We start from the raw sequence: 23,571 nt of genomic DNA on the forward strand, positions 1-23,571 counted from the left end.
AGCTACGATCAATCACGCCGCGTGAGGCGGCACAGCAGGGGCCCGGCAGCCATATGGCGCGAAAGCATTCCAAACACGGTTTCAGCGACGACGTACCGAGCGAAGACGAGGCTCCGGCGGAAACCCTAGCGTGCTGGCTCTGCGGTCGGCCCACCGGGAAGATCGTCGTCTGGCATCACCCCGTTCCAAAAAGCCGCGGCGGGCGGGACGTCGTACCGATGCACCCGATCTGCCAGCAGAACTTGACGGCCAACTTTACCAATTCGGAATTGCAGCGTCATGGCATGGACGTGGAGGGTTTGCTGGCGAACCCCGCCGTGCGTAAATTCGTCGACTGGGTCGCGAACAAGGAGCCGGACTTCACCGCAAGCGTCACGAAAAAACAGCGGTAAGATTTGCCACTGTCTTGATAGTCGGAGCGCACTCCGCGGCGTGTATCGTCGACCCGACACGCCGCGGAGTCCGCCGGCTTATTTGACCGCGAGCGCAGCCGCGATTTCCGCGGACTTGGCCTGCCGCAGAACGCCACAATGCCGAATGCTCTCCAGCGTGCGCTCATACCCCAGAACGCCGACATCGGCCTTGCGGATCAGCGCGCCCACCTTCGCATCGATCCGATCGGCGCGATCGGCACCGCACTGCGTGGCGAGGGCTTGAGGAAGACGGCTGGTGAGGAAGATGCCGTTACCGCCAGCCAGAAGCCTGTCGTAATTGGCCAGGATCCAGTCGGTACCGAGATCACGGGTGTCGGGATTGCCGACTACGCCAAAGATCAGGCCGATCCTGTCGTAGCTCCGCGTCCGCTTGTCATCGAGTCCGAGCAGATACGCCGCCGCATCCGCATGCCCGCTGGATGCCGCCGCGCCGATCGCCGTCTGCCGGAAGGTCGGGTCCTCGCTCGCCAGCGCCTTGTCGATCAGCGACTTGACCACCGGCAAGCCGCCCTCCTGTGCCACTACGGTCAGCGCGCTGCCGAGGAAACCGGTATCCAGCGCAGCCGTGTTGCCGGCGAGGTATTTTTCGCCAGCGGTCTTGAGCGTGTTGCGGACAGCAGCGTCGCCAGCCTCGTCCGAGACCAGCTCGACGAGGTCGTGGCGCAGGCTCTGCCGATCGGGATCGTCCTTCGCATAGGCACCGGCAGCGGGGTCGAACCCGAGCGCGGCGAGCCGTGGCGTGTAGATCGACGCCAGTACCGCCCGGTACCCGGGCAGCGAAGCCGCGGGGATGAGGCCGCGAGCGCGCAACCCCGTGATCCGCCGTCCGCCGTCGATGCTGGCGGTCGCATCAGTGTTCGCCGCGACCGCACGCGCTTCCGCGAACAGCCACGCCGCCGGGGCCTTGCCCGCGCGGAAGGCTGCCCACAGGCTGTCGGTGGTGGCCAGTGCCTCGCCGGGCGACAACGTCCCTGAGACTGCGATCAGCGACTGCCAGTCCGCCGCCGCAAGATTGAAGCGATAATAGCCTGCGCCATCGACATTGGGCATGATCACGCCGGAAACCGGCGCGGCAAGAGACGTCGCTGGCTTGTCGAGCAGAGAGCACTGCTTCGCTGCACCGACCCGCACGCAGAACGGGATCGTCCAGCTGAGCGGTGGCGGAGCCGAACCCAGGAAGGCGTAGCGTGACTGCGTCGCGACGATACCATTGCCCTGTCGGCGAACGTCGACGACCGGGACACCCTGCTGATCGACGAACGACTTCAGCGCGGCAAGTACGCGCGGATCCTTTGCCGCATCGGAGATCGATTCGAAGAACTGCTCCGACGTCGCATTGCCGTAGGCGTGACGCTTGAGGTGAAGCCGTACGCCAGCCTTGAACTTCTCGTCGCCGAGATAGGCGGCGATCATCGCCACGACCTGTCCACCCTTGCCATAGGTGATGTTGTCGAATGCGGAGTCGATCTGTCCGTTCTCGGCGATCGGCTGGTGGATCGGGCGGCCGACCTCCAGCGCATCGGTATTCATCGTGCCGAAGCCCTCGGCCAGCGCGCCGACGCCGATCTTGAGTTCCGGGCGCCACTCGTTGCCGATCCGATAGCCCATCCAGTTGGCGAAGCTCTCGTTCAGCCAGATGTCGTCCCACCACGCCGGGGTGACGAGATCGCCGAACCACTGATGCGACAGTTCGTGCGCGACGATCATCCCGAACGCCTGCTTGTCGCGGGTCGTCGCGCCCGGCGCCAGGAAGATGATGCCGTCGCCGTACGTATCGGCGCCCGCATTCTCCATCGCACCGGCCATGATCGGCGTGCCGATCTGGTCCAGCTTGGGAAAGGGAAACGGCTCGCCGAAATAGTTTTCGAGCAACGACACGATGCGCGGCGTCTCGGCCATCACATAGCCCATCTTGTCCTTCTGCGCCGTGGTGGCGAGCGCGCCATAGGGCATCGGCGCGGGGCGTTGTGGCGTTGGCGGGATCATGCCGGTCTGGTGGACGAACGGCCCGGTATCGAACGCGACTAGGTAGGTCGGGAGCGGCTTGGTCGGGGCGAACTGGTGCTTCTCCAGCCCTCCCGTAACCTTGGTGACCGCAACCTGTGGCGCGTTGCTGACGGCGACGAAGCCCGGATGCGTCGTGAGCGAAACGGTGAACGGCGTTTTGAAGCCAGGCTCGTCGAAGCTTGGGAAAGCGGCCCGCGCGTCGATGCTTTCGAACTGGGTCCAGCTGTACCAGGCGTCGCCGACCTTGACGTGAAACAGCCCCGAAGCGCTGTCGCCCAAGCCGCCGGTATACTCGAACGCCAGCGTTGCCGGGCCGGCGGGAAGCATCTGCGCGAAGTCCAGCCGCGCGGTGCCGGTCTGGTCGACCTGCGTGAAGACCGCGGACGTCGCCTTCCCGCCGATCATCGCGACTGCCTTGGTGATCTTGAGGTCGCGACCGTGCATGTAGAGCGATTTCGTCGGCGCCTTCAGGGTGACGTCGATCTCGTTACGCCCGGAAAAACTGTCCTTCTCCGGCAGGATCGTGAAGTCGAGGCGATAAGCCTTGGGTATCGCGGCATCGGAAAGCCTGCCCTTGGGCGCTTTCGCATCGGTCGTCACCGCTGTCTTGATCGGCACCTCGGCTTTAGGTGCCGACTGCGCCCCGGCTGTCGTGGCAAGTAGCAGAGCGGTAAAGCCGGCAAAATATGGCGCGCGCATCAGGATTCCCGCTATAGTGTAGTACGAGCGTAACTCAGCACTCTTCCCTCGGCAAGCGTTGAGATCGGTAGCGGCGTCATGAGGCGAGAGAACGGCCGCGAGCGCGTGACTGAGCAAACAGCTACCGCGAAGAAATGGTACGCAATCTAAGAATCCTGCGCCAGAATTTTGGGCACGTTCCGGATCCCCTCCCTTATGATCGGACGGATGGTAAAACAGGAAACGAGCTTTATGTCATGAGATCGCCCGGCAATTAACTTCGCGCCGAGTTCGCCTCAGCTATGGGCTAACAATTCGGCGTTGGCAGGAGTATCGCATGATCGAGGTCAATTTCGACGGGATCGTCGGCCCCACACATAATTATGCAGGTCTTTCACTCGGCAATCGCGCATCATCCGCCAATGCGGGCGCCGTGTCCGCTCCTCGGCTTGCCGCCCTTCAAGGCATCACCAAGATGCGGCGAATGATGGCGATGCGTCTTCCACAGGGTATCTTTCTGCCGCATCGTCGACCCAACGTCGGGTGGCTGCGAACGCTGGGCTTCGATGGAAGCGATAGCGAGGTGCTTGCTTCGGCATGGCGTGCCGACCGGGCACTCGTCGCCAATGCGATGTCGGCGTCGGCGATGTGGACGGCGAACGCTGGCACCGTTTCGCCTGCTTGCGACACGCGCGATGGTGTATGCCATATCTCGGTCGCAAACCTGTCGACGATGCCGCATCGGGCCAGCGAGGTCGCCCAGACCGAACGCCAACTGCGTCTCGCCTTCGCCGACCCACGCTACTTCCGTGTCCATGCCGCCCTGCCCTCCCCATTCGGGGACGAAGGTGCTGCGAACTTCATGCGGATCGTGCCCCCTGACCACGGCGCCGCGGTTGAAATCTTCGTTTACGGCGAAGGTCAGGCGGGCGGCTTCCCGTCGCGTCAGCACCGGAACGCCAGCGAGGCGGTCGCACGACGCCATGGCCTGGACCCGCTTCGCACGTTGATGGTGCGGCAGAGCGAGGCGGCAATTGCGGCTGGAGCGTTTCACAACGATGTGGTGGCGGTCGCGAACGGTCACGTGCTGTTTACACATGCGCAGGCATTTGCAGCGCCCGGCGATTTGTACGCGAAGCTCGTGGCGTTGATCCCCGGGGCAGCGATCATCGAAGTCCCCGCTGCGCGCGTGAGCCTGGATACCGCGATACGGACTTATCTGTTCAATTCCCAACTCGTCACGATGCCGGACGGCGGAATGACCCTCGTGCTGCCTGCGGAAGCACGAGACAATGTCGATGTCTGGGATTGGCTATCGGAACTGATCACGACCGGAGGCCCGATCACGCGGCTGGAGCTCGTTGATGTCCGGGAGTCCATGCGGAACGGCGGCGGTCCTGCGTGCCTCAGGCTTCGCGTACAGGTCGACGCCGACGCATTCGCCGCGATCGACCGTCGCTTCCTGCTCGACGAGGCCATATGCGACCGCATCGAAACGGTTATCGCGGCCGAGTGGCCCGAGGAGATCGCGCCCGACGACCTCGGTGACCCCCATCTCTGGGAGCAATGCACGCGCGCACGCGCAGAGTTGACCGCGGCGCTCGGGTTCAGTCGGGATGAAATCTGAGGAAGCGGTAAGCTTCCGATCCTGTGCGGGGTTGAGTGCTGCGTGATTTTGGTTTGATTCAACGATCATCGCTTGTCGGCAGCACTTTCCAGTCCTGAATTCGCAGGTGCCTCGGAACTACCACCAACACGTTCATGGATGATATCGGTAGCGCGAGGGCTTGCACGCGACGTCACGCTACGCGATCCCATCACCGCCACTGCGTTTGATCGTCGACGTGTCTACACCCGAGGGCACGCTCGAAGAGCGTGAGGCGGTCGAGACGACACCAAGCCGCCCCCGAAGCCAGTACGTGCTTTCGAGATCGTCGGTTTTCCGCTATCGCTCCCTGAATAGATCGCCGGTCCAGCCGATCGTGCGCCCGCGTGCTCGCCGCGCCTTTTATACTTTGGGGAGTCCGGTTTGCAGATTGTGACCTTGTGCCTGTTCCTGTTGCTCGCCGTTGTGGTCAGCGGCATCGCCTCGCGCATGCTGCCCTCGGCGCTGCCTCGGCCGCTCGTACAAATCGCGCTCGGTGCGCTGATCGGCATGGTCGCGCACGTTCGTGTAGAACTCGATCCCGAACTCTTTTTCCTGCTGCTCGTCCCGCCGCTGCTGTTCCTCGATGGCTGGCGGATTCCGAAGGACGAGCTCTTCCGTGATCGCGGCGCGGTGTTGGGGCTCGCATTGGGCCTCGTCTTCCTCACGGTCCTCGGCATGGGCTTGTTTGTCCACTGGTTGATCCCTGCCATGCCGCTCGGAGTCGCGTTTGCACTGGCCGCTGTGGTGTCGCCGACCGATCCTATCGCCGTCTCCGCGGTCGCGCAGAACGCGCCGATTCCGAAGCGGATGATGCATATCCTCGAAGGCGAGGCGCTGCTGAACGACGCGTCTGGCCTAGTCTGCGTGCGGTTCGCGATCGCCGCGGTGCTGACCGGTACCTTCTCGTTTGCCGATGCCGCAGCGACGTTCGCGTGGATGGCGATCGCCGGCGTTGCGATCGGCGTTGGCGTGGCGCTCGGTATCGTCGCTACGAAGAGTGCCTTCGCACGTCGGTTCGGCGACGAGGCCGGCTCGAACATCCTCGTCAGCCTGTTGATTCCGTTCGCCGCCTATCTGCTAGCCGAACACGTCCACGCGTCCGGCGTTCTCGCCGCCGCCGCCGCGGGCATCGCGATGACCTTCACCGACGCGACCACCGCGGTCGCCGCCGGAACGCGCATCCGCAGGCGCGCGGTGTGGGACATGCTGCAATTTACGTTGAACGGCGTGATCTTCGTGCTGCTCGGCGAGCAACTGCCCGAGGTGTTCGTTCGCGCGCGCGATACCGTGACCTCGACCGGACACGTAAGTCCGTGGTGGCTGGCGGTCTATGTCGTCGCGGTCGTCGCCGGGCTTGCGATACTGCGCTATGGCTGGGTCTGGGTTTCACTCCAGTTCACGCTGCTGCGTGCACGGCGGCGCAACGACACGGTTGCCGGCGAAAGCCCGCCGCGGCGCATCATCGCGGCGATGTCGTGCGCAGGCGCGCGTGGTGCGATCACGCTGGCAGGCGCGTTGACGCTTCCGCTGAGCCTCGCCGACGGTACGCCGTTCCCGGCGCGCGATCTCGTCATTTTTCTGGCGTCGGGCGTGATCCTGTCGTCCCTGGTCATCGCGGCCGTCGCGCTGCCGTTGCTGCTGCGTGGCCTCAGCCTCCCCCCCGAAACCGGAATCGGTGCCGCGCGCGATCAGGCTCGACTGGTTGCCGCCAACGCGGCGATCGCCGAACTCGACCGCGTCCAGCACCGGATGGCTGAAGGGCGCGACGACCCCGACCGTTTCACCGACGTCGCCGCGCGCTTGATGGACCAGTACCGCGAACGGATCGACAGCCTCTCCTCGCTGCCGGAGGACCGCGCGCGGCAGGGCGACGTCAAGATCGAACGCGACATGCGGCTTGCGGCGGTGCGCGCGGAGCGCAACGCAATCTTCGACCTGGCACGCCGCCGGGAGATCGGTGTCGAACTGGCGGAGCAATTGGGGCGCGAACTCGATCTGATCGATGCACGATTGTCGCGGCAAGGCCTTGCCTGATCGGAGCGATATAGCGCCCCGCCCGTCCGTGTGACTGAAACCGACGGGGCGCTGAAGGTACGCGTTACTAGGCGATGCCTCTGCCTGCGCTTTGCCGTCCAAAGGTGAATTTGTAATGAACGCGCGTATCGTCCCCATCCGTACAAAACGCTCGTTGCCAGGCAGGCACCGAGGATGCCGCGGCTTGGCGGTGAGCCTAAATGATCGAGTTAGTGGTACGCCCCTATGACGACCCCGATCCTATACAGCTTCCGACGCTGCCCTTTTGCAATCCGCGCGCGTCTCGCGATCGCGGCCAACGACCGTCGTGTCGAGCTGCGTGAGATCGTCTTGCGGGACAAGCCGGCGGTAATGCTCGACGCATCGCCCAAGGGAACCGTGCCGGTGCTCGTACTGCCGGACGGGGCGGTGATCGACGAGAGCCTCGACATCATGCGTTGGGCTAGTGCGAACACACGCGATGCCGCGTGGCCGACCGGTAGCGACGCCGCGTTGATCGCGACGAACGACGGCGCCTTCAAACACCATCTCGATCGCTACAAATATGCTGACCGCTACGACGTCGATCCGATCGAACACCGTGACGCCGCGACGGGCTTGCTCCGCGACCTGGACGACAGGCTAAACGCTACTGACAGTCTCGGCAGCAGCCCGCAGTCGATGACCGATCTCGCGATCATGCCGTTCGTCCGCCAGTTCGCGCAGACCGATCGATCTTATTTCGACGGCCTGCCGTTCGAGCGGCTCCACCTGTGGTTAGCCATGCATCTCGGATCGACGCTGTTCGCTCAGGTCATGATACGCCCGGCGCCTTGGCAACCGGGAGACCCTCGGATGTTGTTCCCGACGACGGACGCCCCGGCAAACCCGAAACTGCCAACCAGAACGCCTCCCGGTCAGCGACCGGAAAGTGGCTGAACGTCCCGCTAGCTAAGCCATGTTCAGCCTCGAAGCGGCGCGCACATAGGTGATGTTGGTCACGTTCGGCCTAACCATAGCGGTGCGGACGATATGCCCTTCCAACAGCGGTAAACGCGCGCGATGCGGCCCGACAGCGCGAAGCAGAACAGCAGCACTAACATTTGTGGAAGTCGCGACGGCGGCGCGTCGAAAATGTCGTAATTGGCTGCAACGGTAGGACGCGACATTGACGATCCCAATGGCAGGAGTGCTGCCCCTATTATTGTTCCACCCCAGCCCTGGTTACGATCTGCATGCAAACCACTGGGTTGAGCGCTTGCGCTGCCGCGCATGCGCAGGCAGTAGGCGGCCAAACCCCAGGAGTTCGAACATGGCAAATACCCTTGAAATCGATCAGGCGAGCGTCGTCGACAACGACATCCAGAAGCAAATCGAATTTTCCGGCGAGTTCGACGGCGACGAGTATGAGTTCGCGGTCAAGTACGCGGTCCTGAAGGAACTCAGCGGGGACGAGCCCGAGGACGACGGCATCGAGCTGTTCAATCGCTTCAACGACGATATCGTCGACGCCTGCCTCGCAGCGATCGAGCGCAAGCCGAACGCGACGACGATCGTCGTCGACGAAGACGATCTGGAATAGACTGGAGTAAGCAGCACAGGGGGAGCGACGGAGCGGCCTTTGCCATCCGTCGCTCCCCCTACGTACTGGATGTCGGAACGGCAGGTGGTCCGACCTGCAGAGGTTCAGGTTTCCCCTGTGATTGCCCGGTCGCCCCTGCGCGATAGTGTTGCGCTTAGGTAGCTCTCGCCATGGGGCGTCGGCGCAACACGTAGATGTCCATGATCCAACCGTGCCGCTCGCGCAGCGCAGCGCGCGTCTGTGTGATCTGCGGCCCGATGCGGTCGAGCGGACCGGCCAGCAGCGCTTGATGCGGCATGCCGAGATAGGCGCCCCACCAGATGTCGATACCTTCCGGAACCAGGGCTTCGAACGCGCCGCCTCCATCTAGCATCACCGCGACGGTGTCGGTGCCGGCTGGCCACCCCCCTTCCCTCAGGCGGCGCCCGGTGGTGATCAGGACCGGCGCACCCAGCGTATTCAGGGGTATCGCATGTGCCGCGGTCAGCACTTGCAGGCTGGTGATGCCGGGCTCGACATGAACCCGCAGCGCGATCCCGTCGGCGCGCAGCCGGTCCGCGATCCGCAGCGTGCTGTCGTACAGCGACGGATCGCCCCAGACGAGTAGTGCCAGGCGCCCGCCGTCGGGTAGATGCGTTGCGATCTGGGTGGCCCAGGCTGCGGCGATTGCGTCGTGCCAATCCTCGACGGCTTCGAGATACGGCGCGCGAGCGTCGCGGATGGGGAGGTCGAATTCGACAACGCGGGTCGACGCGGTCAGGACGTCGGCGCAGATCGTGCGGCGCAGGTCGATCAGGTCGGACTTCGCATCGCCCTTGCGGGGGAGAAGGATCAGGTCGGCGGCGTTCATCGCGGTGATCGCTGCGCGCGTGAGGTGATCGGGGTTGCCGGTGCCGATGCCGATCAGATGGAGATCGATCATCCGGCGTCCATGAGCGGACCGTAGAGGATCAGCGCGGGCTTGCTGGAAAAGCCTGCCTGCAACTGCTCGGCCAAGTCTGCGATCGTCGAGCGGGTCAGGGACTGGTCGGGGTGGCCGATATTCTCGGCGATCAGCGCGGGCGTGTCCGGGGACAGGCCGTGCTCGATCAGCGAGGCGGCCAGCGCCGGGAAGGTGCGCTTGGGCATGAAGACCACCGTCGTCGCCTCGGGATCGGCCAGTGCGGCCATGTTGCGCTGTTCGGGCAGGTCGCCGGTGACGTCGTGGCCGGTGACGAACTGAACGCGGCGGGCGCTGAGCCGGCGGGTGAGCGGGATCTGCGCGGCGGCGGCGGCGGCGCTGGCGGCGCTGATGCCGGGGATGATCTCGAACGGGATGCCGGCAGCCCTCAACGCGACGATCTCTTCCTCGAGGCGCCCGAACATCCCCGCGTCACCGGACTTGAGGCGGACCACCCGGATGCCGGTGCGGGCGTACTCGACCAGCAATTGCGAGACGTGCGCCTGGGTCGGGGACGGGCGACCGGCGCGCTTGCCGACCGCGACGAGGTCCGCGCCCGGTCGCGCGTGGCCCAGGACCGCGGAGGACAGGTCGTCGAACAGCACGGCGTCGGCGGATTGCAACCGCGCGACGGCTTTCAGCGTCAGCAGTTCGGGATCGCCGGGGCCCGAGCCGACGAACGAGACGAAACCGGTCATGATGGGCTCGCGATCATGTGGAAGAAGCTACCGGTGACGTGGCCGCGATGCGAGCCGGTTTCGAGAACCGGATTGCCCTCGGCATCGGTGACGTGCGCAAGCGGCGCATCCGGCTGGTCGATGATCGTCGAGTAATGGAACTCGTGGCCGGTGAGCGCCGCCCCCGCCGCGAAGCCGCCCATCGGCGCGTGGAGCGTCGCATTGCGGTAGCCAAGGTGCATCTTCCGCTGGGCGTAGCTGGTGACGAGGCCGAGCAGTCCTGCCATCCGGTGACGCGTGCCATCGGCGTCGATCAGCCCTTCGCCGAGTGCCATATAGCCGCCGCACTCGCCGTGGACCGGGCGCGTGCGTGCGTGTTCGCCGAGGGCTGCGTAAAAGTTGCGCGCTTCCGCAAGCTTGCCCGCGTGGAGTTCGGGATAGCCGCCGGGCAGCCAGACCAGATTGGCGTACGCGGCCGGGGCTTCGTCGGCGAGCGGCGAGAACGGCATGATCTCGGCGCCCGCCCGCCGCCAGCCTTCGAGGACGTGCGCGTAGGTGAACGAGAAGGCTGCGTCCTGGGCGAGCGCGATGCGCTGGGCGGGTGGCCGGAGCCAGCTTTGTGCACCTTCCGCCCGGGCGTCGGCTGATGCCGCGTCGCGGAGTGCGGGAATGTCGACGTGCGCGCGGAGGAACGTCGCATATTCGTCGATGCGCGCGTCGAGGTCGCCGTGCTCGGCGGCCTGCACCAGACCGAGGTGGCGCTCCGGCAGTTTCAGGTCGCCGCGCCTTGGCAGCGATCCGAACACGCGGATGCCGACTGCGTCCATGCCGCTGCGCGCAAGACGTTCGTGGCGGGGGCTGGCGACGCGGTTGAGAATGACGCCGGCGATCGGGACGCTGGGATCGTAGCGGCTGAAGCCGAGCGCGGTGGCGGCGGCGGACTGTGCCTGGCCCGAAACGTCGATCACGAGCACGACCGGCCAGCCCATCCTGCGGGCGATGTCGGCACTGGCGCCGTTGCCGGTTGCGCCCGGCTTCGCGACCCCGTCGAAGAGCCCCATCGAACCTTCCGCAAGCGCGAAGTCCGCGTCGTCGGCATTGGCGACGAGCGTGTCGAGCATCGTGGCGGGCATCGACCAGCTGTCTAGGTTGAACGACGCGCGGCCGCTGGCGGCGCGGTGGAAGGCTGGGTCGATATAGTCGGGGCCGCTCTTGAACGGCTGGACCGCGAGGCCGTCGTCGCGAAGCGCGCGAAGGAGGCCGAGCATGACGGTGGTCTTGCCGGTGCCCGAGGCGGGCGCGGCGATGAGCAGGCCCGGGGTCATGCGAGGTCTCCGGCGAACTTCGAGTCTGCGGATTGGGGACGGAAGCGGCGGTCATAACCGGTTGCGTAGAGGCTGCTTTCGACGAAATTCTCCGCGGCGAGGGCTTTGCCGACCAGGATCAGCGCGGTGCGATCGGGTTTGCCTTCGATAGCCTGCGCGATCGTCGCGAGCGTGGCGCGCTCGATCTGCTGGTCTGGCCAGCTCGCGCGCCAGACGATCGCCACCGGGCATTCCGGGCCATAGGACGGCGTAAGGTCCGCGACGACCTGCGCCAGATTGTGGACCGAGAGATGGATCGCGAGCGTCGCGCCGGTTGCCGCGAACGCGGTCAGGGTCTCGGCAGCGGGCATCGTACTGGCGCGACCGGGCGTGCGCGTCAGCACCACCGATTGCACGAGTTCGGGGAGCGTCAACTCGACCTCCAGCGCGGCGGCGGCGGCGGCGAAGGCGGGGACGCCGGGGGTGATCGTGAACGGGATATCGCGGTCGCGAAGGCGGCGCAGTTGCTCGCCCATCGCCGACCAGATCGACAGGTCGCCGGAATGGAGCCGTGCGACGTCCTGCCCGGCGTCGTGTGCGGTCTGAATCTCGGCGACGATCTGGTCGAGCGACAGCGGCGCGGTGTTGACGATGCGCGCGCCGGGGGGACAGTGATCGAGCATCGCCGTCGGGATCAGCGAGCCGGCATAGAGGCAGACGGGCGAACCGGCGATCCGGTCGCGGCCGCGTAGGGTGAGCAGATCCGGCGCGCCGGGGCCTGCGCCGATGAAGTGGACGGTCATGCAGCGGGTCCTTCGACGCCCGATCGAGCAATGGCGCAGGTGGCCATCCGGTCGGGCGAGATATGGCGGGTGGCGAGAAGCTGCGCCCCGGGGCCGGCAGCCGCGAGGGCCGAGGCTTCGGCGACGCTGCCCGTTTGTCGGGCTTCGAGGCTGGCGATCGACTGCGTTTGCGTTATCGGCACCCGCAACACGTCGGGAGGTACGGCGATCACGGGTAGACCCAGCGCCTCCGCCAGTTCCGAAACGAGCGCCAGCTTGTCGAGGGGTGCCGCCAGAGCCTTCACGGGCGCGCACCCGTGCTGCGCCGCGGCGAGCGCAGTACGTAGTGCAGCGACGTTCACGCCAGTGCGAAATCCGAAGCCGGCGACGATCACAGCACGACGCTCCACTGGACGACGGGATAGCTCGCTCGCCAGCCGCGGCGTGTGCCGAGCGGAGCGGCGTCGGACAGTTCTATCCGCATGAGCGTGCCGCCCTTCTCTGCGTGCCAGCCGGCCAAGAGCGCTTCGGATTCCAGCGTGACGGCGTTGGCGACGAGGCGGGTGCTGGGTGGAAGTGCTTTCCAGAGTGCGTCCAGCATCGCGTCCGAAAGCCCCCCGCCGATGAAGACGGCGTCGGGTATGGCCTGGTCTGCAAGGGCAGCGGGTGCGCGGCCTTCGACGACTTGCAGCCGGTCGACGCCGAGCGCCGCGGCGTTGTTGCGGATGCGGTCGGCGCGGACGGGGTCGGCTTCGAATGCGATGGCGTTGGCGGATAGATGGGAGAGCAGCCATTCGATCCCGATCGAGCCCGAGCCTGCGCCGATATCCCACAGCGTCTCGCCGGGTTTCGGCGCGAGCGCGGACAGCGTCAGCGCGCGGACCGGGCGCTTGGTGATCTGTCCATCATGCTCTAACCACGCGTCGGGCAGGCCGGCGGTGCGCGGTAGCACCGTGCCGTCGCCGGCAAACGCGATGCCGATCGCGACCGGATGCGCGATGTCGTCAAACGCCAGCGTGGCGGCGGTCGCTTCGCGGATGCGTTGGCGGGGGCCGCCAAGGGCCTCGAGGATGTGAAGATGCGATGCGCCGAAGCCGATATCGTCCAGATAGCAAGCGAGTTTCGCCACGGCCTCGCCGTCGCGGAGCAGGACGAGGGCGCGGCGGTCTGGTGCGACTTGCTGGCGAAGGCGTGACAGGGGCGCGGCGTGGAGACCGATACAGGCGGTATCCTCGAGCGGCCAGCCGAGACGCGCCGCGGCAAGGCTGAACGTGGAGGGCGCGGGGTAAGCGACCCACTCGGTCGGTGCCAAGTGGCGCGTGACGGAGGTGCCTGCGCCGAACCAGAACGGATCGCCGGACACCAGCATCGCCACTTGCCGGCCGCGGTGTTCCAGCAGGCAGGGAATGCCTGCGGCGAACGGGACTGGCCAGGGCATGACCTCGCTCTTAAGGTCCGGGAGGAGGGCGAGGTGACGGGCTGCGCCGGTCACCAGATCGGCCTCGGCGAGTGCTGTTTTTGCCGCTACGGACAGGCCGGCCGCGCCGTCTTCGCCCAACCCGATGATCGCCAGCCAGGGAGTGTCAGCCATGTCGAACATCCTGGTGCTGGGCGGCACGACCGAGGCCAGCGCGCTGGCTGCGATGCTGGCCGAGCGAGGCGATGCGGCCGTGTTGAGCTACGCTGGGCGCGTGGCGAACCCGAAGGTGCAGCCGATCCCGGTGCGGGTGGGCGGCTTTGGCGGTGTCGAGGGGCTGGTCGCGTATCTGCGAGCGCACGGCGTGACGCATATGGTCGATGCGACGCATCCGTTCGCGGCGCGAATGAGCGCCAGCGCCGTCGTGGCAGCAGAGCGTGCGGGGGTAGCGCATATCGCCTTGACGCGCCTCGCCTGGGTGCCCGGTCCGGGTGATCGCTGGACCCGCGTGACCGATATCGAGGGTGGGGTCGCGGCGTTGGCTGGCCCCGCGCGGCGCGTGATGCTGGCGCTCGGGCGGATGCATGTCGATGCGTTCGCGGGGCAGCCTCAGCACAAGTATCTGCTGCGGTTCGTCGATGCGCCCGAGCAGGCGCCCGGGTTGCCTCGGCATCATCTGGTGGTCGATCGCGGGCCGTTCGATGTCGACGGCGATCGACGGTTGATGGCGGCGCACGGGATCGAGCTGGTGGTCTGCAAGAACGCCGGCGGCACGGGCGCGCAGGCGAAGCTGGGCGCGGCGCGTGCGCTCGGGCTCCGCGTGATCATGATCGATCGGCCGGCCCTGCCCGCTCGGTTGGAGGTGCATGCGGCGGAGGACGTGCTGCACTGGCTCGATCATGGTGCCGACCGGGGCGTGTAGAGGATCGGGCCGGCCGGGCGCTCGATGATCCGGGTCAGGCTGGAGCCGATGATGATCATCGTCCGCATGTCGGCCATCTCGGCGCGGGCTTCGGTGAGCGGGACGATACGGAGGGTTTCCTCGGGCGTTGAGACGGCGCGGGCGAACAAGACGGGGCGGTCGTCGCGGCAGGTTTCGCGGAGGATCTCGAAGACGCGGATCAGGGCGTCGGGGCGCGCCTTCGATCGGGGGTTGTAGAAGGCGATCGCGAAGTCGGCCTCGGCGGCGAGGCGCACGCGGCGTTCGATCAGTGGCCAGGGTTTGAGATTGTCGGACAGGTTGATCGCGCAGAAATCATGGCCGAGCGGCGCGCCGGCGCGGGCGCTCGCGGCGAGCATCGCGGTGATGCCGGGGAGTACGCGGATGTCGAGATCGCGCCATTCCTGCGGGCCGGCTTCGAGCGCTTCGAACACCGCGGCGGCCATGGCGAACACGCCGGGGTCGCCGGACGATACGACCACGACGCGGTGGCCTTTGGCCGCGAGTTGGAGGGCGTGCGTGGCGCGGTCGAGTTCGACGCGGTTGTCGGTCGGGTGGAGCGTAAGGCCGTCGCGGGGGGCGACGCGCGCGACATAGGGGATGTAGCCGATGACGTCGGTCGCTTCGGCGAGCGCGGCGGTGACTTCGGGCGTCACGAGGTTTGGATCGCCCGGGCCGAGCCCCGCGATCGCGAGCCAGCCGGTCATGGACGGCGTCCTTGCCCGTGGATCAGCAGGATCGAGAAATAGGGCGTGATGGCGTCCGCGTCACAGAGCCGCGTGACGCGCTGATCGGCCATCGCGGCGTATTCGACCAGCCATGCCTCGCTCTCGCGTCCGGCGGCGGCGACGGCGCGGCGGAGCTTGGCGAGGTGACGGCCGATCTTCATCACCACCAGCGCGTCGGTGTCGCGGATGCGGCGGACCAGATCCTCCTCGGGGAGCGTGCCCATCAGGACCGTCAGCACGTCATCGCCCCAGGTGATCGGTGCGCCGCTTGCGGTCCAGGCGCCGGACATGCCGGTGATGCCGGGGACGACCCGCACCGGTGCGATCGTCTGGAGGCGGGTGTAGAGGTGCATGAACGAGCCGTAGAAGAACGGGTCGCCCTCGCAGAGCACAACGACGTCTTCGCCGGCGCTGGCTAGCGCCGCGAGGTGATCGATGCAGGTTTCGTAGAACGCCGACAGGCAGTCGTTGTAGCGCGGGTCCGAGACGGGGATTTCGGTGGTGACGGGGTATTCCATCGGGAATTCGACCACGTCGGCGCGGAGCATGCCGTCGACGATCTTCCGAGCCTGACCGGCGCGGCCGGCCTTGCGGAAATACGCGACGTGGCGCGCGCCGCGGACGAGGCGATCCGAGCGGACGCTCATGAGGTCCTGCGCGCCCGGCCCCAAGCCTACGCCGTGGATCGTGCCGCCAGTTCGCAAGGATGTCATTCGGTGCCGCTCGCCAGCGCGTTGATCGCGGCGACGGTGATCGCGCTGCCGCCCATCCGGCCTTCGACGACGACGCAGGGGACGGGTTGGTCGGTCCAGAGCGCCGCCTTCGATTCGACCGCGCCGACGAAGCCTACGGGGCAGCCGATGATCGCCGCCGGGCGCGGACAAGCGGGGTCTTCGAGCATGTTGAGCAGGTGGAACAAGGCGGTGGGCGCATTGCCGATCGCGACGACGGCGCCGGCGAGATGCGGACGCCAGAGTTCGAGTGCGGCGGCCGATCGCGTGTTGCCCATAGTCCGGGCGAGCTCCGGCGTTTCGGGCGCGTGGAGCGTGCAGACGATGCGGTTGTCGGCGGGCAATCTGGCGCGGGTGATGCCTTCGGTGACCATGCGGGCGTCGCACAGGATCGGCGCACCGGCCTGCAGCGCACGGCGGGCTTCGACCGCGAAGTTGGGCGAGAAGCGGAGGTGCTGGGCGAGGCCGACGAGCCCTGCTGCGTGGATCATGCGGACGGCGACCGGCTCTTCTTCGGGCGAGAACCGGGCGAGATCGGCCTCCGCGCGGATCATCGCGAAGGACTGGCGGTAGATCGCCGCGCCGTCGGTTTCATAGGCGTACGGCATTCAGGCGGCTCCGAACTGGGCGAGGATCTGCGCGGCGTCGAGGCCTGCACGGGAAGGTGGCGCGCCGGCGCGCGCGTCGTAGGCGAGGTCGTAGCGACCGTCTCGCCCGGTCAGCGTGACGTCGGCGGGAGCGGCGCGCGCGCATCCCTTGGCGCATCCGGAGACGTGGAGCCGGCCGGCGATGTGGGGGGCTAGGCGGTGTGCGAGGCTGCGGGTTTCGACGGTAGCTTGCGGACAGGCCGGTGCGCCGACGCAGGCATCCGCGCGAAGGATCGGCGAGGATGGGTCGGTGATGAAGTCGGCTGGGTCCGGCTGCACGCGGAGCTTGGCATCCGTTTCGCAGATCGCGATGTGCCAAGGTGTCAGGCGGATCGCCTCGACGGCGGTTTCGGCTTCGAGGAAGCGGCTCAGTGCCGACGCCGAGACCCGACCGAATGGCAGGCCGAGCGCGATGCCGAGAGGGTGCCTGCCGGGTTGGAGCCTGTACGCCGATGGCGCGGGGGACGTGATGCCGGCAGCCCAATCGGGGAGCGGCGCGTGGTGTCGTGCCATGCGACCGCTCGCGGCGCCATTGCTGTCCACGAACCAGCGGGCTAGCGCGATCAGGTGGTCGACTTCGGTGCCGGGCGACAGCAGCGTGCCGCGCTCGCGACCGTCTGAGCGGAGGATCAATTGACCGGATGCGGCGCGTTCGATGCGGAAGTCGGCGGGGGCGTCCTGCAGCGTCGGCGCGGCGCCGGCGTCGATCGCGAAGCCGACCTTGCCGGGAAGATCCGGCAGCTCCGACAGTCGGGCGCGCAGCTCTTCGGCGATGCGGTGGGTGTCGTCGCCGGCGCGCCAGTCGGGTGCGACGAGAATGTTGGCGCGGGCCTCTCGGGTCGGGTCCCGGTCGATCAGGCCGAGATCGAGAAGCGCGTCGATCAGCGCGCGCCAGCTATCCTCGCGGACGCCGCGGATCTGGAGGTTGGCGCGGATGGTTGCGTCGATCTGGCCGTTGCCGTGCCGCGTGGTGGCTTCGGCAAGGCCCAGAAGTTGCGCGCGGGTCAGGCGACCGAGCGGGGGGCGGACGCGAACGAGCAGGCCGTCGCCGGCCATCATCGGGCGCCATGCGTCGGGGCACCAGCCCTTGACGACGAACCCGGTCATGCCGGCAGATCCAGCGCTGCGAGGATTGAGTTGCGGCGGGTCGGCCACAGGTCCGCGGCGTGGAGCGCAGTGAAGCGCGCCTGCATCGCCGCCAGCGCGCCAGGATTCGCTTCGGCGAGGAAAGCGTGGACATCGTCGCGGCCGAGCGTGGCGTCGTAATAGAGGTCGATCAGTTCGGGGCGAACCGCGCTGGCGAGGTGGGCGAAGGCGCCGAGATGATCGAGCGTGGCGGCGATCTCCGCGCCGCCCCGGAAGCCGTGGCGCATCATGCCGTCGACCCAGGCGGGGTTCGCGGCGCGGGCGTGGACGACGCGGGCGATTTCCTCCTTGAGCGGGCGGGCCTTGGCTTGGGTCGGGTCTCTCGCGTCGAGGTGGTAGAGGGTGGCGTTACCCCCGGCGACCGATTGCGCGGCAGCGAAGCCGGCCTCGTGCGCGGCATAGTCTGCGGCGAGGAGCAGGTCGGTTTCGGGCAAATCCTGGACGTGGACGAAGGCGTCGGCGGCGGCGACACGGTCGCGGATGCCGATGGGGTCGAAGTTGCCTTGGCGCCCTCCCCCATCTGTGTCGAACGCGTGGCTCGACGCCGACAGCCACGCCTGTCCCGCGGCGAGGCGCGCTTCCGGCGTGTAGGTTTCGGCGGCGTCGCCCATGCTCAGGCCGTAGCGGCCTGGTTCGGGCCCATAGACGCGAGCGCCGACCGCCTTGCCGACGAACGGGTTCCAGTCCGGCGGTTCGTCGCGTGCGGCGAGCGCGCGGACGGTCTGGCCGAACATCGTGCACAGCGTCGGGAAGGCGTCACGGAACAGGCCGGATATGCGCAAGGTGACGTCGATGCGGGGACGGTCGAAGTTCGCCAGCGGCAGGATCTCGACGCCCGTGACGCGGTCAGACTGCATGTCCCACACCGGTTCCGCGCCGAGCAGGCGGAGCGCCATCGCGAACTCCTCGCCGGCGGTCCGCATCGTTGCCGAGGCCCATAGGTCGACCACGAGATTGCGGGGGTAGTCGCCGTGGTCCTGTAGGTGACGGCGGACGAGTTCGTCGGCGAGCTTCACGCCTTGGGTATGCGCGGCGCGCGACGGGACTGCGCGGGGATCGGTGGTGTAGAGGTTGCGGCCGGTCGGTAGGACGTCGGCGCGGCCTCGCCACGGGGAGCCGGATGGGCCGGGTGCGATGCGTTTGCCCTGGAGTGCGGACAGAAGCCCGGCGCGTTCGCCGGCACCGTGCTCGCCGCGGCCGTAGATGTGGAGGCCGTCGCCGTACTGGCTCTCCTTCACGTCGCAGACGAACGTGTCGATGCGCGTGATCGCGTCAGCCTGCGATTGCGCGTCGTCGAGGCCGAGTGTGGCAGCGAGGCCGGTGGCGGTGGCTTCGTCGCGGATGTCGCGTTGCAGGCGGTCGCGGCGGGCAGGATCGAGGCCGTCGGCGTTGGAAAATTCGTCGAGCAACGCTTCGAGACGGCCGAGGCCGGCGCCGGTACGGGTGCGTTCGAGTGGTGGCGGGACGTGGCCTAGAGTGACCGCGCCGATGCGGCGTTTGGCCTGGGCCGCTTCGCCGGGGTCGTTGACGATGAACGGGTAGATGACGGGCATCGCGCCGGTTAGTGCTTCGGGCCAGCAGGCGTCGGACAGCGCGACCGACTTGCCGGGAAGCCATTCGAGCGTGCCGTGCGCGCCGACATGGACCAGCGCGTCGGTGCCGCGCGTGCGGAGCCAGAAGTAGAAGGCGACATAGGCGTGGCAGGGGCAGCGCGAGAGGTCATGATACTCCTCCGCGCGTTGCTCGGTTCGGCCGCGTTCGGGCTGGAGGGCGACGAGTGCCCCGCCCCGGTCGATCGCGGTGAAAGCGAAGTCTTCGGTTGGATCGCCCCAGGTTTCCCGAAGGTTCTTTCGCAGAGCTTCCGGGAGGTCCGCGAGGGCTTTGCGGTACTCCGCGAGCGGCCAGTGAATGCGCGAGGTCGCCAGATCGGTTGCGTCGGGCGTGATCGCGTAGCCGGCCTCGGTGAGGTCGGCGAGGATCGCCTGCGTCGAGGCGAGTGCGTCGAGACCGACGGCGTGCGCCATCTGGTATGTCTTGCCGGGGTAGGTCGAGAGGACGATCGCGATGCGGTGGTCGGAGACGGGTTTGCTGGCGAGGTTCGTCCAGGCTTCGATCCGCGCGGCGATCGCGGTGATGCGCGCGGGGTCGGCGCGGTGTTCGCGGCGGGTGTATTCGAGGTCGCCGTCCCTCGCCGCGGCTGCCTTGAAGCTGGCGACGCCGGCCAAGAGGCGGCCGTCCACTTCGGGAAGGACGACGTGCATGGCGAGGTCGGCGGGCGACAGGCCCCGGGTGGCGCCAGCCCAAGCGGCGCGGTCGGAGGTGGCCAGCGCGATCTGGAAGACGGGGACATCGGCGACGTCGAGTGGGGTCGTGTCACTCGCGCCGCGTGCGGAGAAGGCGGTGGCGTTGACGATCGCGGCGGGCTTCAAAGCTCGGACCCAGTGGCCCATCCAGCCGGCCGCATCCGGTGCCTTGAGCGAGGGCGCGAAGAGGCCGATGACGTCGAAGCCTCGCGCCGTCAGTTCGGCGTGGAGCGCTTCGATCGGGTGGAGGTCTGCGGCGGTCAGGTAGGAGCGGTAGAATACGACCAGCACGCGGGGGCGGTGCGCGTTGAGCGCGAACGCGGCCGGGCACGTCACGCCATCGTGCGGTTGCCAGCCGCCTACATCGGCGATCGCACGGACTCCGGTGACCGGGCCGGCATAGCAACCGGCGGCCAGCGCGAACTGCGCGAGTGCCGCCTGCGCCGCAACCGCGCCGCCGGTGTCGCAGAGATGAGCCAGGCGGCGGAGCGTCGACAGCGGGATCGTCGAGGCGGCGTCGAGGCGCGTGTCGACGCGGCCGTCTGCGGCAAGGACGGCGAGCGCGATGCCCTTTTCCCGCGCGAGGTTTTCGACCTGTTGCAGGCCGTAGCTCCAGTACGAGCGGCCGCCGATCAGCCGGATCAGGATGCCCTTCGCGCCCGCCAGCGTCTGCTCGACATAGGTGTCGACCGAGAGCGGGTGCTGGAGCGCGGTCAGGTTCGCGAGGCGTAGCGACGGCAATCGGCTTCCGACGGCGTCCGCACGTCTCCAGCCCGCGGCGAATGCGCCGAGGTCGCCGTCGGAGAAGGACAGGACGACGAGATCCGCAGGGGATTGGGCGAGATCCTGCGGGACCGCGCTTTCCTCCAGCCCGTGGGTCTCGCGGAAGACGACGTGCATTGTGGGTCAGCCGTTCAAAGCGGCCTTGATGCGGGCCTCGTCGATGCGGTCGTGCTCGGCGATGACCACGAGCTGCGTGCGGCGCTGTTCGCCTGCGCGCCATGGGCGATCGTATTGCGTGCGGACGCGGGCGCCGACTGCCTGGACGAGCAGGCGCATCGGTTTGCCGGTGACCGCCGCGTAACCCTTCACGCGGAGGATGTCGGCACTGCGGGCGAGCGCCTCGATCTTCGCGGTCAGGTCGGCGGGGTCGGCGATTTCCCCGAGCTCGACGACGACGCTGTCGAAATCGTCATGCTCGTGGTCGTCCTCGCCGTCGTGGTGCGAGGGGCGGCTGGCGATGTCGTCTTCGGCTGCGGCGTTGAGACCGAGGATCACGCGCGGATCGATGATGCCGTCGGTCAGGTCGATGACCGGGAGCGGCCGTGCGGACTCTGCGGCGATCACCGCGCGCGCCTTGGCGACGCCCTCGGGGCCGGCGAGGTCGACCTTGGTCAGGAGTACGAGATCTGCGCAGGCGAGCTGGTCCTCGAACACTTCCGAAAGCGGCGTCTCGTGGTCGACGCTGGGGTCGGCGGCGCGCTGGGCGTCGAGCGCGGCCACGTCGGGGGCGAAGCGACCGGCGGCCACCGCTTCGGCATCGGCGAGTGCGATGACGCCGTCGACGGTGATGCGCGAGCGGATCGCGGGCCAGTCGAATGCCTTGAGCAGCGGCTTGGGCAGCGCTAGGCCGGAGGTCTCGATCAGGATGTGATCGGGGCGCGGGTCGAGTGCAAGCAGCGTTTCGACGGTCGGGATGAAGTCGTCGGCGACGGTGCAGCAGATGCAGCCATTAGCCAGCTCGACGACGTTTTCGGCGGGGCAATCGGGGATCGCGCAGCCCTTGAGAATGTCGCCGTCGATGCCGAGCGTGCCGAATTCGTTGACGACGACCGCGAGGCGGCGGCCGTTCGCGTTGCGGATCAGGTGGCTGATGAGCGTCGTCTTGCCGGCACCGAGAAAGCCGGTGACGATGGTGACGGGGACCTTGGCCAGATTGTGGGAAAGATCGGGCATTGGTATTCTCCTGCAAGCACACGCGCGCACGACCGGACGGCCGCACGCGTTCGTCGCTCAGACGGAGTACCGTGCCGCGACCATCCCCTGGATCGTAGCAAGAGCGACCATTGCGCTGGCAGGTCTCCTGGCTCGCGGGTCGAGGCTCGACGTACGCCTTCCCAGGTTTCCCCAGTGGCTGCCCTCCGCAACGAAGGGCGTGTGCGTCTCGCTCACCGCTTACAGTTGCAGGGACAGCCGCGGCATTGGGAGGATATCCTCCCGCACCGCATTCCCATTCAAGCCCTTCCGGGCACCGGCGCGATCTGTGAGGTTCGGTGAAACCGAGCCTCGACGATGGGGTTAGAGGAATTCCGGGGGCGTGCCAATGCACTCCACCTCCGTCATCCTGACGAAAGTCAGGACCCAGAGCCACGCACGATTCGGTGCTTGGCTCTGGGTCCCGGGTCGAGCCCGGGATGACGAAGGAGCCTATTACCCGTGTCTCACTTCGATCTCGTCGAAGCGTTTCCAGCGGTAGATCGCGAAGCTCAGGACCCAGCAGAGGACGAACAGGCCGATGATCGCGAAGCCGAGGCCGTTGAAGTTCTCGCCGAGCGCGGCTGCCAGATCCCAGATGCCACCGGTCAGGCCGAGCTTTGCGCCGAGCAGCGCCAGCATCTCGATGCCGCCGATCGCGATCGCGACGATCGCGGAGATCAGCGTGATAGTGATGTTGTAATAGAGCTTGCGGATCGGCTTCACGAACGCCCATTCGTACGCGCCGAGCATGACGACGCCGTCCGCTGTGTCGACCAACGCCATGCCGGTCGCGAACAGCACGGGGAGGACGAGCACGGTGCCGATCGAGAGACCGTCGGCGGCCTGGCTCGCGGAAAGGCCGAGGATCGCGACCTCCGTGGCGGTGTCGAAGCCGAGGCCGAACAGGAAGCCGAGCGGGGCCATATGCCAGCTTCGGGTCACCAGCCGGAACATCGGGCGAAACAGCCGCGCGAGCAGGCCGCGACTGCCGAGCAGCAGGTCGAGATCCTCCTCGACATAGGTGCCGCCGCCGCGGACGTGGCCGAAGGTGCGCCAGACCGAGCGCAGGATGATCAGGTTCATGGCGGCGATGGTGAACAGGAACAGCGCGGAGATCATCGTCGCGACCACGCCGCCGACCTGCTTGAACGCCTCGAACTGCGACAGCGCGCTGGCGGTCAGCGCGATCGCGACGGCGGCGATCAGCACGATCCCGGAATGGCCGATCGCGAACCAGAAGCCGACGGCGATCGGGCGCTGGCCGTCCTGCATGAGTTTCCGCGTGACGTTGTCGATCGCGGCGATGTGGTCCGCATCGACTGCGTGGCGCAGGCCCAATCCCCAAGCCAGCAAGGCCGTGCCGAGCATGAGCGGTTGCGCGTGGAACAGCGAGAATGCCCAGCCCCAGGCGGCGATATTGGCCGCGACCAGGCCTGCGAACAGCCAGCCGACGCGCTTGCGGGTCGAAACCCGCGCCGATCTCTCGAGTGTTGAAGTCGTCATGCACAAACCCCGCAGCGTCCGACGAGGACCGGGGCCTGCCGCGAACGGCCGGGACATACGACGACCGGACGCCATGAGCGGCCGACGCACGACGCCGATGCGGCCCCCGCCACA

At 67.4% G+C, this 23,571-nt stretch carries 20 protein-coding genes and 1 riboswitch; of the genes, 6 read left to right on the top strand and 14 right to left on the bottom strand.

Annotated features, from left to right (window positions below):
• Nucleotides 1-53: 53 nt before the first annotated feature.
• Nucleotides 54-392 carry a hypothetical protein gene (locus U1708_RS03995; RefSeq protein WP_332743569.1) on the top strand — a complete coding sequence of 113 codons (339 nt, stop codon included), beginning with the start codon at nucleotides 54-56 and terminating at the stop codon, nucleotides 390-392.
• 78 nt (nucleotides 393-470) lie between these two features.
• Here U1708_RS03995 and U1708_RS04000 read toward each other — a convergent pair whose 3' ends face one another.
• Entirely contained in the window at nucleotides 471-3,140 is a 2,670-nt protein-coding gene (locus U1708_RS04000) for a M1 family metallopeptidase (protein WP_332742977.1), read from the bottom strand.
• Between the two features lie 316 nt (nucleotides 3,141-3,456).
• Between U1708_RS04000 and U1708_RS04005 the strand changes: the two genes are divergently transcribed.
• The 4 genes from U1708_RS04005 to U1708_RS04020 all read left to right on the top strand — a co-directional run bounded on the left by U1708_RS04005 (nucleotide 3,457) and on the right by U1708_RS04020 (nucleotide 8,362).
• Nucleotides 3,457-4,746, top strand: coding sequence for an N-succinylarginine dihydrolase (locus U1708_RS04005; RefSeq protein ID WP_332742979.1), 1,290 nt, complete (start codon nucleotides 3,457-3,459; stop codon nucleotides 4,744-4,746).
• Nucleotides 4,747-5,148: 402 nt separating this feature from the next.
• Nucleotides 5,149-6,801 carry a Na+/H+ antiporter gene (locus U1708_RS04010; protein WP_332742981.1) on the top strand — a complete coding sequence of 551 codons (1,653 nt, stop codon included), beginning with the start codon at nucleotides 5,149-5,151 and terminating at the stop codon, nucleotides 6,799-6,801.
• A 225-nt stretch (nucleotides 6,802-7,026) separates the two neighbouring features.
• Nucleotides 7,027-7,719, top strand: coding sequence for a glutathione S-transferase (locus U1708_RS04015; RefSeq protein WP_332742983.1), 693 nt, complete (start codon nucleotides 7,027-7,029; stop codon nucleotides 7,717-7,719).
• 373 nt (nucleotides 7,720-8,092) lie between these two features.
• A complete protein-coding gene (locus tag U1708_RS04020) occupies nucleotides 8,093-8,362 on the top strand; it encodes a DUF1488 family protein (protein ID WP_128452689.1) in 270 nt (89 codons plus the stop codon).
• Nucleotides 8,363-8,516: 154 nt separating this feature from the next.
• Here U1708_RS04020 and cobF read toward each other — a convergent pair whose 3' ends face one another.
• Genes cobF through cbiE form a run of 6 tightly spaced genes read right to left on the bottom strand, consistent with a single transcriptional unit; the run spans nucleotide 8,517 to nucleotide 13,656 of the window.
• Nucleotides 8,517-9,284: a precorrin-6A synthase (deacetylating) gene (gene cobF / locus U1708_RS04025; RefSeq protein WP_332742988.1), complete on the bottom strand. Its 768-nt coding sequence runs from the start codon at nucleotides 9,282-9,284 to the stop codon at nucleotides 8,517-8,519.
• Nucleotides 9,281-10,000 (bottom strand): uroporphyrinogen-III C-methyltransferase, encoded by a 720-nt coding sequence (cobA, locus tag U1708_RS04030; protein WP_332742989.1) that lies wholly within the window; start codon nucleotides 9,998-10,000, stop codon nucleotides 9,281-9,283. Before cobA ends, cobF begins: the two co-directional genes overlap by 4 nt.
• Complete coding sequence (locus U1708_RS04035) at nucleotides 9,997-11,304, bottom strand: cobyrinic acid a,c-diamide synthase CobB (protein ID WP_332742991.1); 1,308 nt, start codon at nucleotides 11,302-11,304, stop codon at nucleotides 9,997-9,999. The genes cobA and U1708_RS04035 overlap by 4 nt, the downstream gene beginning before the upstream one ends.
• Nucleotides 11,301-12,086: a precorrin-4 C(11)-methyltransferase gene (cobM, locus tag U1708_RS04040; RefSeq protein WP_332742993.1), complete on the bottom strand. Its 786-nt coding sequence runs from the start codon at nucleotides 12,084-12,086 to the stop codon at nucleotides 11,301-11,303. The genes U1708_RS04035 and cobM overlap by 4 nt, the downstream gene beginning before the upstream one ends.
• Nucleotides 12,083-12,475 carry a cobalamin biosynthesis protein gene (locus tag U1708_RS04045; protein ID WP_332742995.1) on the bottom strand — a complete coding sequence of 131 codons (393 nt, stop codon included), beginning with the start codon at nucleotides 12,473-12,475 and terminating at the stop codon, nucleotides 12,083-12,085. The genes cobM and U1708_RS04045 overlap by 4 nt, the downstream gene beginning before the upstream one ends.
• The gene (gene cbiE, locus U1708_RS04050) at nucleotides 12,457-13,656 is read right to left on the bottom strand and encodes a precorrin-6y C5,15-methyltransferase (decarboxylating) subunit CbiE (RefSeq protein ID WP_443029933.1); all 1,200 of its coding nucleotides are present in this window, start codon (nucleotides 13,654-13,656) and stop codon (nucleotides 12,457-12,459) included. The genes U1708_RS04045 and cbiE overlap by 19 nt, the downstream gene beginning before the upstream one ends.
• Between cbiE and U1708_RS04055 the strand changes: the two genes are divergently transcribed.
• Nucleotides 13,655-14,404 (top strand): cobalt-precorrin-6A reductase, encoded by a 750-nt coding sequence (locus U1708_RS04055; RefSeq protein ID WP_332742999.1) that lies wholly within the window; start codon nucleotides 13,655-13,657, stop codon nucleotides 14,402-14,404. The two genes, cbiE and U1708_RS04055, sit on opposite strands and share 2 nt — an antisense overlap.
• Here U1708_RS04055 and cobJ read toward each other — a convergent pair.
• From cobJ to U1708_RS04090, 7 genes are all read right to left on the bottom strand, one after another.
• Nucleotides 14,380-15,129, bottom strand: coding sequence for a precorrin-3B C(17)-methyltransferase (gene cobJ / locus U1708_RS04060; protein ID WP_332743001.1), 750 nt, complete (start codon nucleotides 15,127-15,129; stop codon nucleotides 14,380-14,382). The two genes, U1708_RS04055 and cobJ, sit on opposite strands and share 25 nt — an antisense overlap.
• Nucleotides 15,126-15,863, bottom strand: a complete 738-nt coding sequence (gene cobI / locus U1708_RS04065) for a precorrin-2 C(20)-methyltransferase (RefSeq protein ID WP_332743003.1) — start codon at nucleotides 15,861-15,863, stop codon at nucleotides 15,126-15,128. Before cobI ends, cobJ begins: the two co-directional genes overlap by 4 nt.
• Nucleotides 15,860-16,489 carry a precorrin-8X methylmutase gene (locus U1708_RS04070; RefSeq protein WP_332743005.1) on the bottom strand — a complete coding sequence of 210 codons (630 nt, stop codon included), beginning with the start codon at nucleotides 16,487-16,489 and terminating at the stop codon, nucleotides 15,860-15,862. Before U1708_RS04070 ends, cobI begins: the two co-directional genes overlap by 4 nt.
• Entirely contained in the window at nucleotides 16,490-17,635 is a 1,146-nt protein-coding gene (cobG, locus tag U1708_RS04075; RefSeq protein WP_332743007.1) for a precorrin-3B synthase, read from the bottom strand.
• On the bottom strand, nucleotides 17,632-20,877 hold the full coding sequence (gene cobN / locus U1708_RS04080) for a cobaltochelatase subunit CobN (protein ID WP_332743009.1): 3,246 nt from the start codon (nucleotides 20,875-20,877) through the stop codon (nucleotides 17,632-17,634). Before cobN ends, cobG begins: the two co-directional genes overlap by 4 nt.
• A 6-nt stretch (nucleotides 20,878-20,883) precedes the next feature.
• Nucleotides 20,884-21,933, bottom strand: coding sequence for a cobalamin biosynthesis protein CobW (gene cobW / locus U1708_RS04085; RefSeq protein ID WP_332743011.1), 1,050 nt, complete (start codon nucleotides 21,931-21,933; stop codon nucleotides 20,884-20,886).
• Nucleotides 21,934-22,033: 100 nt separating this feature from the next.
• Nucleotides 22,034-22,248: riboswitch (cobalamin riboswitch) on the bottom strand.
• A gap of 159 nt (nucleotides 22,249-22,407) precedes the next feature.
• On the bottom strand, nucleotides 22,408-23,457 hold the full coding sequence (locus U1708_RS04090; RefSeq protein ID WP_332743013.1) for a HoxN/HupN/NixA family nickel/cobalt transporter: 1,050 nt from the start codon (nucleotides 23,455-23,457) through the stop codon (nucleotides 22,408-22,410).
• Between the last annotated feature and the right edge of the window lie 114 nt (nucleotides 23,458-23,571).

It is taken from the genome of Sphingomonas arabinosi, from assembly GCF_036663715.1.
Taxonomy (GTDB): Bacteria; Pseudomonadota; Alphaproteobacteria; order Sphingomonadales; family Sphingomonadaceae; genus Sphingomonas.